11 protein-coding genes are annotated in these 12,582 nt (G+C 29.0%); 9 read left to right on the top strand and 2 right to left on the bottom strand.

What is annotated here, in order from left to right:
* The first annotated feature begins 425 nt into the window (after positions 1 to 425).
* From ACRC03_RS08810 to ACRC03_RS08820, 3 genes are read left to right on the top strand one after another with little or no spacing between them, the layout of a single operon-like run.
* A complete protein-coding gene (locus ACRC03_RS08810) occupies positions 426 to 617 on the top strand; it encodes an EamA family transporter (protein WP_438652204.1) in 192 nt (63 codons plus the stop codon).
* Between the two features lie 53 nt (positions 618 to 670).
* The gene (locus tag ACRC03_RS08815; RefSeq protein WP_438652205.1) at positions 671 to 1,789 is read left to right on the top strand and encodes a DEAD/DEAH box helicase; all 1,119 of its coding nucleotides are present in this window, start codon (positions 671 to 673) and stop codon (positions 1,787 to 1,789) included.
* 39 nt (positions 1,790 to 1,828) lie between these two features.
* Positions 1,829 to 2,992 (top strand): DUF3427 domain-containing protein, encoded by a 1,164-nt coding sequence (locus tag ACRC03_RS08820; RefSeq protein ID WP_438652195.1) that lies wholly within the window; start codon positions 1,829 to 1,831, stop codon positions 2,990 to 2,992.
* Positions 2,993 to 3,089: 97 nt separating this feature from the next.
* On the opposite strand, the gene ACRC03_RS08825 is transcribed toward ACRC03_RS08820, so the two are convergent.
* Positions 3,090 to 3,701 carry an acetate uptake transporter gene (locus tag ACRC03_RS08825; RefSeq protein ID WP_438652196.1) on the bottom strand — a complete coding sequence of 204 codons (612 nt, stop codon included), beginning with the start codon at positions 3,699 to 3,701 and terminating at the stop codon, positions 3,090 to 3,092.
* A 574-nt stretch (positions 3,702 to 4,275) separates the two neighbouring features.
* On the opposite strand from ACRC03_RS08825, the gene ACRC03_RS08830 reads away from it, so the two are divergent.
* The 3 genes from ACRC03_RS08830 (at position 4,276) to ACRC03_RS08840 (ending at position 7,711) form a co-directional block, all read left to right on the top strand.
* Positions 4,276 to 5,673 (top strand): MATE family efflux transporter, encoded by a 1,398-nt coding sequence (locus ACRC03_RS08830; protein WP_438652197.1) that lies wholly within the window; start codon positions 4,276 to 4,278, stop codon positions 5,671 to 5,673.
* 217 nt (positions 5,674 to 5,890) lie between these two features.
* Positions 5,891 to 6,337: a MarR family winged helix-turn-helix transcriptional regulator gene (locus ACRC03_RS08835; protein ID WP_438652198.1), complete on the top strand. Its 447-nt coding sequence runs from the start codon at positions 5,891 to 5,893 to the stop codon at positions 6,335 to 6,337.
* A gap of 9 nt (positions 6,338 to 6,346) precedes the next feature.
* The gene (locus ACRC03_RS08840; RefSeq protein WP_438652199.1) at positions 6,347 to 7,711 is read left to right on the top strand and encodes an MATE family efflux transporter; all 1,365 of its coding nucleotides are present in this window, start codon (positions 6,347 to 6,349) and stop codon (positions 7,709 to 7,711) included.
* Between the two features lie 51 nt (positions 7,712 to 7,762).
* Here ACRC03_RS08840 and ACRC03_RS08845 read toward each other — a convergent pair whose 3' ends face one another.
* Positions 7,763 to 8,335, bottom strand: coding sequence for a helix-turn-helix domain-containing protein (locus ACRC03_RS08845; RefSeq protein WP_438652200.1), 573 nt, complete (start codon positions 8,333 to 8,335; stop codon positions 7,763 to 7,765).
* Between the two features lie 203 nt (positions 8,336 to 8,538).
* Here ACRC03_RS08845 and ACRC03_RS08850 point away from each other — a divergent pair, with 203 nt between their 5' ends.
* The 3 genes from ACRC03_RS08850 to proC form a co-directional block, all read left to right on the top strand.
* Positions 8,539 to 9,447: a trans-4-hydroxy-L-proline dehydratase activase gene (locus tag ACRC03_RS08850; RefSeq protein ID WP_438652201.1), complete on the top strand. Its 909-nt coding sequence runs from the start codon at positions 8,539 to 8,541 to the stop codon at positions 9,445 to 9,447.
* Positions 9,448 to 9,449: 2 nt separating this feature from the next.
* Entirely contained in the window at positions 9,450 to 11,822 is a 2,373-nt protein-coding gene (gene hypD / locus ACRC03_RS08855) for a trans-4-hydroxy-L-proline dehydratase (protein WP_438652202.1), read from the top strand.
* A 45-nt stretch (positions 11,823 to 11,867) separates the two neighbouring features.
* On the top strand, positions 11,868 to 12,582 hold a 715-nt coding region (gene proC / locus ACRC03_RS08860), incomplete at its 3' end, for a pyrroline-5-carboxylate reductase (RefSeq protein WP_438652203.1).

Raw genomic sequence — 12,582 nt, forward strand, 5'->3', positions numbered from 1 at the left:
CTATTAATTATAATCTTTTACATCAGATTATATAATCTGATTATTAAAAAAGCAATTTAAGATATCTTCTATTAAATGAAAGATATTTTAAATTGCTTTTTTAGGTATATTTTCATATGAAATAAATTGACGTATAACAGCTTTGTAACAACCTCTGATTATATCGTTTAGGTGTGATTAAGTCGTTAGCCACCAAGAATCCCTCTGCTTTAGCTGTAGGGAGTGTGTCAAGTTGTAATAACCGCTTTGGTCAGTGCCATATATATGATTTATACGAAAAAGTGTGTTGCTGATGTAGATACAGTTGTTTTGATAATGTATTTATGCTTTGTTTGCTCAGTTGCTTACTTTGGATATAGTATAGTTAATGGTGAATTTGTGGTTATTACTACTCCTAAAATTGTTTTATATGTAATTATGCTAGCATTTTTTCTACGATTGTGGGTTTCTTTGCATTTATGAAAGTTATATCATTACTTTCAGTAGGGCAGGTTTCGATTCTATCATTGATTGAACCAATATTTACAATTATTCTAGCGTACATTATATTAGGTACTAAATTAACAATACTTCAGATTATAGGAACAGTAGTAATCTTGTTGGCTATTTACATATAGGATAAACCTTGTAAATATAATCTGTAGACACTATCCCAAATACCGAAATTAAAATATCTTATGATACTCAAAGAACTAGACTACATGCAAAAAGCTATATGTTTTATAGAAATACAGGATTCTCTACAGCATATATAGGTTCTTTGAATATATCAAAAGATGCTATGACTACAGGTCTTGAATGGAATATGAAAGTAAGTGAAAAGGATTCAAAAAATATCCTAGATAAATTTAAAGCTACATTTGAAAGTTATTTTAAACATTATAGTCAAGAAGACGAGGAAAAATTAAAGAGTGAATTAAGACGAGCAAGAGGAAATAATAGCAATAATGAAAATGAAGAAATAGTGAGTATTGATGTAAGACCTTACCACTATCAACAAGAAATATTAGACTCACTTGAAGCTGAAAGAGGAGTACTAGGTCACAATAAAAATCTAATAATAGCTGCTACAGGAGTAGGAAAAACTATAATATTTGCTTTTAATTATAAAAATTATGTTAAAAAGAATAAAGGAAAAATAAACAGATTATTATTTATAGCACATAGAGAAGATATACTTGTTCAAAGTATGAGAACTTTTAGAACTATACTAAGAGATAGAAACTTTGGAGGTTTATATACTGGGAACTATACTCCTGACAATATTGATCATGTATTTATGACTATACAAACCTTTAATTCTAAGAAAATAGATGAAAATACTACAAAAGATTTTTATGATTTTATAATAGTAGATGAATTCCATCATGCAAGTGCTACAAGTTATCAAAAACTATTAGATAACTTTGAACCTAAAGTTCTTCTAGGACTTACGGCAACTCCTGAAAGAATGGATGGTAAGAATGTATTAGAATATTTTGATGGAAGAATAAGTAGTGAAATGAGATTAGGAGAAGCTATAGATAAAAAGCTATTATCTCCATTTCAGTATTTTTGTGTAAGTGATGAATTAGATTTAAGTAAACTCAAATGGACAAGAGGAGGATATGATAGTTCAGAACTTAATAAGGATGAACGAGAAGAAGCTAAATCAGGAATAGAAAAAGGAAAATATAGGTTTACCTTTGTAGTAGATTTATACAATGAAGGAGTAGATATACCTTCTATTAATACAATACTTTTCTTAAGACCAACAGATAGTACAACAGTTTTTTTACAACAGCTATGAAGAGGACTTATATTAAGTGATAACAAGGAATGTTTAACAGTGTTAGATTATGTGGGACAGGCTCATAGAAACTATAACTTCTACGAAAAATTTGCTACAGTATCTAAGAAAAAAGGAAAGGCATTGAAAAAAGAAATAGAAAGTGGATTTGTAACACTACCTAAAGGTTGTCATTTGCATATGGAAAAACAAGCTAAGGAATACATATTAAGAAATATAAACTCTTTTATAAATAATAAAACAACAATAATTAACAAGATAAAAACTTTTAAATTAGAAAGTGAAAAAGAATTAAATCTAAGTAATTTTATAGAGTTTTATAATATAAGTATTAAGGACATCTACAAAACTAAAAATACTTTTTATAGGCTTTGTGTAGACGCTAATATAAAAGACTATGTTGAAAACATAGATGAAAAAGTTTTAAGTACAGCAATGGTTAGACTTATAAGTACAGATTCAGTTAGGCTTTTGAGATTTTGGATTAATATTTTAAAATTATATAAGGATAATAAAAAATTAGAAGTATTAACAGAAGTAGAAGAAAGAATGCTACTAATGCTTCATTACACCTTATACAATAAAGCACCAAAAGATATGGGATTAAATAGTATAGATGAATTTTTATCAAGGCTATATAAAAATAGACTTATATATGAAGAAATATTAGAAGTACTTGAGTACAATCTAAGCCATGTAAAATTGAGTCATAAAAAAGATAACTTAAATTATGATAGTGCTCTTGAAGTACACGCAACTTATAATAAAGAGCAAATACTATCTGCATTATGTACAAATACTCTTGATAAACAGTACCCCTTAAGAGAAGGTGTATTGTACGTTGAAGACAGAAAAACTAATATATTCCTAACAACTTTAAATAAAGTAGAAAAACACTTCTCACCATCAACAATGTATGAAGACTATGCCATAAGTGATGAATTATTCAATTGGCAAAGTCAAAGTAGAACTACTATAGAGTCTAATACAGGGCAAAGATATATAAATCATAGAGATACAGAGAATAAAATACTATTGTTTGTGAGAGAAAATAATAAAGAAGATGGAATAACTAACCCTTATGTGTGCTTAGGTCAAGCGAATATAGTAAACTATAGTGGGGGTAAACCTATAAATATAATATGGAAATTAAAAGAAAAGTTACCTGCAAAAATTGCTAGTCAAGCAGAAAAAGCTTTATAATGTACTGTAGCCCACCAAACGATATATAAATTTAGGTGGACTACACATTAATTGTTTTATAAAACATATTTAATTAACTAAGTTGTATTTTATTAAATTATTTCTTAAATATACCAAAAGGTTTACCAACAGGTAAGAAAGTTCTTCCAAAATGAGTATTTAATACAGAAGCACCAAATCCGTAGAATGATACTATTGCTATTGATAACTCAGAATATGCTGCAAGTTGATGAGTAGCATGTTCCATTATTCCAAATGAAGTTAAAGTTAATCCTATAAATAAGAAGTCGATAAGTACAAATATTATAAATAATACCTTGTGAGTTTCCATAGCACCTATAGTCATAAATATAGTAAATATTAAGTATCCTAAGTAAGCAAACCCTAATTGTTTAGTATCAACAGTAGCTGCTAATTCTGGACCAAACACTCCGTTTTGTATTAACCAAGTAAATCCAATCGCATACCAAAAGAATGCATATGCACTGAATGCAGTAGCTCCAAATGTATTGTTATGTTTAAAATCATTTATACCAGCCATTAGCTGAGCAGACGCACCTAAGAATATTGCCCAAGGTAAAATAAATGATACACCTGAAGTTATTCCTAATTTTTGAGATGATGCAACTAATGTAACCATTGCTAATCCGAAAAGTCCTAATGCTGAAGGGTCAGCAGTTACAACTTTTATTTTTGTTTCATTTCCCATTGTAATCCTCCTATGTTTTTAATTATGAATATAAATACTTTGTATACAAAATACTTATATAATAATATCATAAAAAACTATATTGACAAATAAAAAAATATAAATAGTTAAAAATATACAAATGTGAAAAATATTTCAAAATAATATAATGGTCTAAATTAATAAGCGAAAGGTAATTGATATTAGTATATGTATATACACACACAATTAATCGAAATAATTATCTAATTATATAAAATTCAAATAACAAGTTGATAATTATAGATTAAAACTGTAAGATTCGCTCAAGATTATGAATGTAAGTTATGAAGGGATAAAGTTGAATCAAATAACAGAATCAGAAGTAAATATTTTTGACAATACCAAAAATTAGCATGGAGATATTTGATGAAAAAATATGTCAGATAACCTATAAATTTAGAAGGAGTAGTTCTTTCTTTTATAGGTCTTTTAGCTTTAGTTATATAAAAATATATGCATACAGCTAGTTGTAAGCTCAATAAAAATATGCTAAACTGTTTTACATTGCGCTTACAATAATCGAATAGAAGCAAATAAACTATCGAGGTGAAATATGGACAACACGAAAAATATTTTAGGTACGGAAAGTATAGGGAAACTACTAATTAAGTATTCAGTGCCTGCTATTATAGGTATGATGGTAAATGCTCTATATAATGTAGTGGATAGAGTATTTATAGGTAATATACCAGGAGCAGGTCCTCTAGCGATAACAGGACTGGGGGTAACTTTACCAATAACTACAATAATAATGGCATTTGGTACACTTGTAGGTATTGGAGCGACTACTAATATATCTATAAGACTAGGAGAAAGTAAAAGAAAAGATGCTGAGAAAAACTTAGGAAATTCAATTACTTTAGGAGTAATAATAGGAGCAATATTGACTATTGTTGGGACCGTGTTTTTAGATAAAATACTTATGATATTTGGTGCAAGTAATGATACATTAAGTTATGCAAGGTCTTATACAAGCATAATTTTAATAGGAACTATATTTAGTATAGTAGCTATGATGCTTAGTAACTTAATACGAGGAGATGGAAACCCAAAACTATCAGCTATAATAATGGCTACAGGATGTTTTACTAATATAATACTAGATGCAGTATTTATATTTGGATTTAACATGGGAATTGAAGGTGCAGCTATTGCTACTATAATATCTCAAGGGATTACGGCAGTATGGGGATTATTATATTACACAAGAGGAAAGTCAAATGTCAAGTTTGATAAAGCTAATTTAAAGCTAGATAAAAAGATAGTAGGAACAATATTTGTAATAGGTGCAGCACCATTTGCGATGCAGTTAGCAAATAGTTTAGTCCAAGTAACAGTAAACAACTCTCTTAAAATATATGGTGGAGATTTAGCAATAGGAGCAATGGCAACAATAAACTCAATAACAATGATGTTTGTTATGCCTGCATATGGATTTGTTCAAGCAATGCAGCCGATAGTAGGATTTAACTACGGAGCTAAGAAATATGATAGAGCGAAAGAAACTTTAAAAATAACTTTAATAGCAACAACAGCAGTGCTTGTAATAGGAGCATTACTTGTACAACTTATTCCACATGTAATAGTAGGAATATTTAACAAAGATGTAGAGCTTATGAGTATGACTATAAACGGATTAAGAAAATACTTATTTGCATTACCTATAATAGGTATATCTATAGTAGGAACAAACTATGTTCAATCAACAGGAAATGCTAAGATTGCAATAGTTTTAAGTTTATTAAGACAAGTTATAATACTAATACCAATGGCACTTATATTACCAAAGTTCTTTGGTTTAGATGGTGTTTGGTATGCACAGCCAACAGCGGACATATTAGCATGTATTTTTACAGGTATAGTATTAGTTAAAGATTTAAAAAGATACTCTTCTAAAAATGATAAAGATACAATCTTAGAAGAATTATTGGATGAAGTTAAAGCTGTATAATATAGAGCAAAAGACATTGGTAAAATGCCAATGTCTTTTTTGATGCAAGCAATTTTTAATCTTCTTTATTTATATTAAAACTACAAGCAATCTTATTAATTATTAGTTAACTTTTGCATAAATAGTTTTATTTAAAACTTTTTGTTTCAAAACTTAAAAAAGAGGTATATAATAATTAAATGAAATAGTTTTAAATAAAACTAATAGAGGAGAACAAATGAAAAATTTAGATTTTATAGAAAACTTAATGATAATACATCATTTTACGAAGGGAGTCTTTAAATATTCATCAATAAAGGAGTTAGATACTAATCTTAATGAAACACATGCAAAAATATTATTATTCGTACACAAGCATGAGCACAAGCAAATGAGTAAAATAAATAACTATATAGGAATACAAAAAGGTGCTTTTACAACATCTGTAGATATTTTAATAGATAATGGTTACATATTAAAAATTAAAGATGAAAAGGATAGGAGATCGACTAACTTAGAGTTAACTAAAAAAGGAAAAGAAATAGCTATAAAACTAGAAGATAATTTATATGAAAGTATAAATAGTATGTTTGATAATGTAAGTAAAGATGAAAGTGAAGAAATAAATAACGCATTAAAGATAATATCAAGATTTTGTATAAAAAATAGACACAATGATAAATAGGAGAATGTTATGGAAGACAAAAAAATAAGACTTTTAAGAGATGAATCTGTCTCAAAAGCAATACTGAAACTATCAATACCTATGGTAATGGGTATGATGATACAAGTTTTATACAACTTAGTAGATACGTATTTTATAGGAATGTTAAATGATCCAAATCAACTTGCAGCTGCAAATATATCATTACCTGTATTCATGATGCTTATGGCTATTGCAGGTATTGTAGGTTTAGGATCATCTTCATATATTTCTAGATGTTTAGGTAATAAAAATTATGAAGAAGCGAATAAGACTATATCAATAGCAACAGGTATTTTGGTTATTTTGAGTATTATAGTTATGGTAGGAGGGGTATTACTGTCTCCTAGTTTAGCAAAAGGTCTAGGTGCTAATAATGCTACTTTTGATTACACATATAGATATATAGTAATAATGTTTATAGGTGCAATACCTGTAATGTGTAGTTATGCACTGGGTCAATTATTACGTTCTGAAGGGAATATAATGCAGTCAGTAATAGGGTTAACATTAGGTACTGTTATAAATATAGTACTTGACCCAATTCTTATATTTGGATTCAACTTAGAGATAACTGGTGCAGCAATAGCTACTGTAATAGGTCAAGCTGCCACATTATTATATTTCACATATGCATATTTAAGTGGCAAAACTACTTTAAAAATAAACCTAAATAAATTTAAGTATGATAAAAAAATATTTAAAGAAATATTTACAATAGGTGTGCCAGGATCACTTAATCAAATGTTAATGGGATTTGCTACCGTTATTGCAAATACTATAGCTGTTAATTATGGTATATTAACTGTTGCAGGTATGGGTATTGCAATGAAAATAATGACTATAGGTACATTTGTATTTATGGGGTTCTCAGCAGGATGTCAGCCTTTAGTAGGATACAACTATGGATGTGGTAATATAGCTCGCGTTAAAGAAATAATAAAAAAAGGTATAGTAATAACTTCTATAATAGGTATAAGTTTAGCATTAGTGTTTGGCGTATTTGCTAATTATTTAATAGCAGTATTTGCAAGTGATGCAGAGGTTATAGATAAGGGAGCTACAATACTTAGAGCACTTATCATTTCCCTACCTTTTGTTGGAGGACAAATGATATCTACAACATCAGCTCAATCTATGGGTAAGGTTGTTGTAGCATTTATATTATCAATATCAAGACAGGGAATACTATACATGCCACTTCTAGTTATATTAAATAATATGTTTGGGTTCTCTGGATTTATATATGCACAACCTATAACAGATGTAGTTATGTTAGTTTTCTCGTCAATATTATTATTTAGAGTTTTACCAAAGAGTGAAAAAGAGGGTTATACTTTAAAAGAAGAGTTTTAGGTATTTAATCTTATGGTGATAAAAAACAAGCTTAATCAAAATTGATTAAGCTTATTTTTTAAATGGATTTGGTATATTTACTGTAAGTATTTTAGTAATCATAGAAGTATCATTTCTCCAGTTGTGTGGAGTGAAAGACTTTATATGAGCACAATCACCAGGGTATAAATTAGATTTATCGCAATCTATATGAATAGTTAATATCCCTTCAATTACATAAATAAATTCTTCGCCTTCATGAGTATATAGCTCTAAAGGTTCACTATTATCATTGTTATTTGGCATAATCTCTTGAATTCTAGGAAGTAAATCAAAATTGGCTACATTATGATTTAATGAACATTGAACAATTTCTGAACTGATGGTTGTATATTTTCTATCGTAACTACGGATAATACTTGAATTATCATTGTCACTTTTAAAATCTAAAAAGCTTACCAAATCAACATCTAAAACTTTTGCAATCTTAGCAAGAGAATCTACTGCAACATTTGTCATACCTCTTTCTAGTTGAGATAAAAAACCAGTAGATAAGTTTGTCTGTTCACTTAAATATTTAAGCGTAAAGTTTTTTTGGTTTCTTAATTCTTTTATTCTTAAGCCTATCATGGCATTGTAATCCATAAAAACAACTCCTTAAATCAAAATTTACTATATTAAAATACTAGAATAAGTATAAATAAAAGTCAATATATATAATAATAACTAAATTCATATATGTGAAAAAAACAATGAAATACAGAATAATATTAATGACAATGAAAATATAGTATGATACTATGAAAATAAAAATATAAAATTCATTATTGTGAAATTCGGGGGAATATATGAAAAATCCAAATATAGTTAGTATTCAGAGGTATTCTATTCATGATGGAGATGGAATAAGGACTACTGTATTTTTTAAAGGCTGCTTATTAAACTGTTGGTGGTGCCACAATCCAGAAAGTCAAAGTTTTAAAAAAGAGCTAATGTTTAATAAAGAAAAATGTTCTAATTGCTTAAAATGCACACAAATATGTGAAAATAACACAGAAGATTCAAATCAAACAGTAAAATACCATAGAGAAAAGTGTAAACTATGTGAAACTTGTTTAGATATTTGTATAAACAATGCGAGGGAAATTGTAGGTAAAGAATATAGTGTATTAGATCTAATTAAAGAAGTTGAAAAAGATAGCATGTTTTATGAATCTTCTTATGGAGGAGTAACTTTATCTGGTGGAGAAGTAATGGTGCAAGATATAGAATTTTTAACAACTTTAGTTAAAAGACTTAAGAAAAAAGGTTACAATATAGCAATTGATACTTGTGGATTTGCACCACAAAGTAACTACGAAAGCATCTTACCTTATGTAGATACATTTTTATATGATATAAAATTAATGGATAGTGAAAAACATATTAAATACATGGGAAAAGATAATGAACTTATACTTAGCAATTTGGAATATATAAATAAACAAGGGGTAAATATTTATATAAGGATACCTGTAATTGGTGGAGTAAATGATAATGATGAGGAAATAGATAAAATAATTAATTACTTAAAAGCTAATATAAATGTTAAGCAAGTTAATTTACTGCCATACCACGATATTGCAGCAAGCAAATATGAAAGACTGGATATTGAGTATAAAGGCAGAGAACTATATATACCTAGCAAAGAAAAAATGGAATGTATAAAGTCTAAATTCATAACAAATGGATTTAACAAAGTAGAGATAGGGGGATAACAATGGAAAGAGGAATGAATGAAAGAATTAAGAAACTAAGAAGAGAAAGTACAAGTGCTACACCTCATATTTATATGGAGAGGGCAAACCTTGTCACAGATGCATATATGAAGTATGAAGGATCTGTGTCTACACCTGAAATGAGAGCATTAGCTTTTAAACATTTTATGGAAAATAAAACACTTTGTATTAATGATGGTGAATTAATAGTAGGAGAAAAAGGTGATGGACCTCAATCTGCACCGTCTTTCCCAGAAATCTGTTGTCATACACTTGAAGATATGAAAGTAATGAATGACAGAGAGCTAATAGGATTCCAAGTTAGTGAAGAAGATTTTAAATTACAAAAAGAAAAAATAATTCCATATTGGGAAAAACGTTCTGTAAGAAATAAGATAGTAAATAGTATGAGTAAAGAGTGGAAAGATTGCTATGAAAATGGTATATTTACTGAATTTATGGAACAACGTGGCCCAGGTCATACAGTAGGTGGAAAAAACATATACGAAAAAGGTTTTCTTGATTTTAAAGAAGATATTAGAAGAGCCAAAGAAAAAATAGATTTATTAAATGATAAAGAATCACTTAATAAGATAGCAGAGTTAAATGCTATGGATGTTTGCTGTGATGCGATTATAACATTAGGGAAAAGGTATGCAGACTATGCTAGACAATTAGCGGATAAAGAAAAAGATAAGCTTAGAAAGGAAGAATTGTTACAAATAGCAACTAATTGTGAGGTTGTACCAGCTAACAAGCCACAAACATATTGGCAAGCAATACAAATGTACTGGTTTGTACATTTAGGAGTAACAACAGAACTAAATCCATGGGATGCGTTTAGTCCAGGTAGATTAGATCAACATTTATATCCATTTTATTTAAAGGGAGTAGAAGATGAAAGTTTAGATGATGAAATAGCACTGGAACTTTTAGAAAATCTATGGGTTAAGTTTAATAATCAACCAGCACCTCCAAAGGTTGGAGTAACTTTAAAAGAAAGTAGCACATATACAGATTTCGCCAATTTAAATACTGGTGGTATTACTGAAGATGGAAGAGATGGAGTTAATGAAGTTAGTTATTTAATACTTGACTGTATGGATGAAATGAAATTACTACAACCAAGCTCTAATGTGCAAATAAGTAGAAAAACTCCTCAAAAGTTTTTAAAACGTGCATGTGAAATATCTAGAAAAGGATGGGGGCAACCTGCATTTTACAATACAGATGCTATAATCCAAGAACTATTAAATGCTGGAAAAACTATTCAAGATGCAAGGCTTGGAGGATGTAGTGGATGTATTGAAACAGGAAACTATGGAAAAGAAGCTTATATATTAACAGGGTATTTCAATCTTCCTAAAATATTTGAATTAACTTTATATAATGGATTTGATAAAATTAGTGGAAAACAATTAGGATTACAACTAGGATATGCTAAAGACTTTAAAACATATGAAGAGTTACTTGAAACATATAAAAAGCAAATAGAATACTTCATAGATATAAAAATAAAAGGAAGTAACACAATAGAACAAATTTATGCTAAATATATGCCAGCTCCTTTCTTATCAATAATTATTGATGACTGCATAGAAAAAGGAAAAGACTACAATGAAGGTGGAGCTCGTTACAATACATCTTATATCCAAGGAGTAGGTATAGGAACAATAACAGATTCATTAGCTGCTATAAAATACAATGTATACGATAATAATAAGTTTACAATGGAAGAATTAATAGAAGCTATTGAAAACAACTTTGAAGGATATGAAGTTATAAAAAATATAGTAAGCAATAGAACACCTAAATACGGAAATGATGATGATTATGCAGATGAAATTATGAATGAAGTATTTAACTTCTATCAAAAAACAGTAACAGGAAGACCTAACACAAATGGAGGACAATTTAGAATAAATATGCTACCAACAACTTGTCATGTGTACTTTGGTGAAATAATGATGGCAAGCCCAGATGGACGATTAGCTAAAAAACCTTTATCAGAAGGTATTTCTCCATCTAAAGGAGGAGACCACAATGGTCCTACAAGTGTATTAAAATCTGCAGCTAAAATGGACCATTTAAGAACTGGAGGAACTTTACTAAATCAGAAATTTACTCCAAGTGTAGTAGCAGGAGAAAAAGGTTTAGACCAAATGTCAAATTTAGTGAGAACTTACTTTAATATGGATGGTCACCATATACAATTTAATGTTGTTGATAGAGAAATTTTAATAAAAGCTCAACAAAATCCAGAAGAATACAAAGATTTAATAGTGAGGGTGGCTGGATACAGTGATCATTTTAGAAACTTAAGTAAAGCATTACAAGATGAAATCATAGACCGTACAGAACAGGCATTTAACTAAAAAAAATACTTATCACAGATATAGAGTAAAAGAGGGAGTAATATTATGAGTAAGAAATTAGGTTTTATAGGAGCAGGCAACATGGCTAAGGCTATGATGCAGGGAATAATAAGCAATGAAATACTTAAGCCAGAAGAAATTATCGCTTCTGATGCCTATGCTATAGGGTTAGAGAAATTAAAAGAAGAATTAAAAATTGCTACAACAGCAGATAACTTAAAAGTTGTTGAAGAAGCTAAAATAATAGTATTAGCAGTAAAACCTCAATACTATGAAGAAGTAATAAAACAAATAAAAGATTTTGTTACAGAAGAGCAAATAATAGTAACAATAGCGCCTGGGCAAAGTTTAGAAAAATTGACTTCATTATTTGAAAAGCAAGTGAAAATAGTTAGAACAATGCCTAATACACCTGCGCTTGTTTGTGAGGGGATGACGGGAGCTTGTTACAATAAATTAGTTACAAATGAAGAATTAGAGTATGTACTAAGTATATTAAGAGGATTTGGAAAAGTAGAGTTAGTTGATGAAAAATTAATGGATGTAGTAGTATCAGTTAGCGGTAGTGCACCAGCTTATATATTTATGCTTATAGAAGCTATGGCTGATGGAGCAGTAGCTGATGGAATGCCTAGAGACAAGGCATATACATTTGCTTCACAGGTAGTTTTAGGAAGTGCTAAGATGGTCATAGATACTAAAAAACATCCAGGAGAATTAAAGGATATGGTATGTTCTCCAGGAGGTACTACTATAGAAG

Origin of the sequence: Romboutsia sp. (assembly GCF_051659545.1) — a bacterium.
Lineage (GTDB): Bacteria > Bacillota > Clostridia > Peptostreptococcales > Peptostreptococcaceae > JBOFOR01.

Excerpts from the sequence above, each read along its gene's own strand:
- ACRC03_RS08825 (WP_438652196.1), bottom strand. The coding sequence starts at position 3,701 with ATGGGAAATGAAACAAAAATAAAAGTTGTAACTGCTGACCCTTCAGCA.
- ACRC03_RS08830 (WP_438652197.1), top strand. The coding sequence starts at position 4,276 with ATGGACAACACGAAAAATATTTTAGGTACGGAAAGTATAGGGAAACTA.
- ACRC03_RS08835 (WP_438652198.1), top strand. The coding sequence starts at position 5,891 with ATGAAAAATTTAGATTTTATAGAAAACTTAATGATAATACATCATTTT.
- ACRC03_RS08840 (WP_438652199.1), top strand. The coding sequence starts at position 6,347 with ATGGAAGACAAAAAAATAAGACTTTTAAGAGATGAATCTGTCTCAAAA.
- ACRC03_RS08845 (WP_438652200.1), bottom strand. The coding sequence starts at position 8,335 with ATGGATTACAATGCCATGATAGGCTTAAGAATAAAAGAATTAAGAAAC.
- ACRC03_RS08850 (WP_438652201.1), top strand. The coding sequence starts at position 8,539 with ATGAAAAATCCAAATATAGTTAGTATTCAGAGGTATTCTATTCATGAT.
- hypD (WP_438652202.1), top strand. The coding sequence starts at position 9,450 with ATGGAAAGAGGAATGAATGAAAGAATTAAGAAACTAAGAAGAGAAAGT.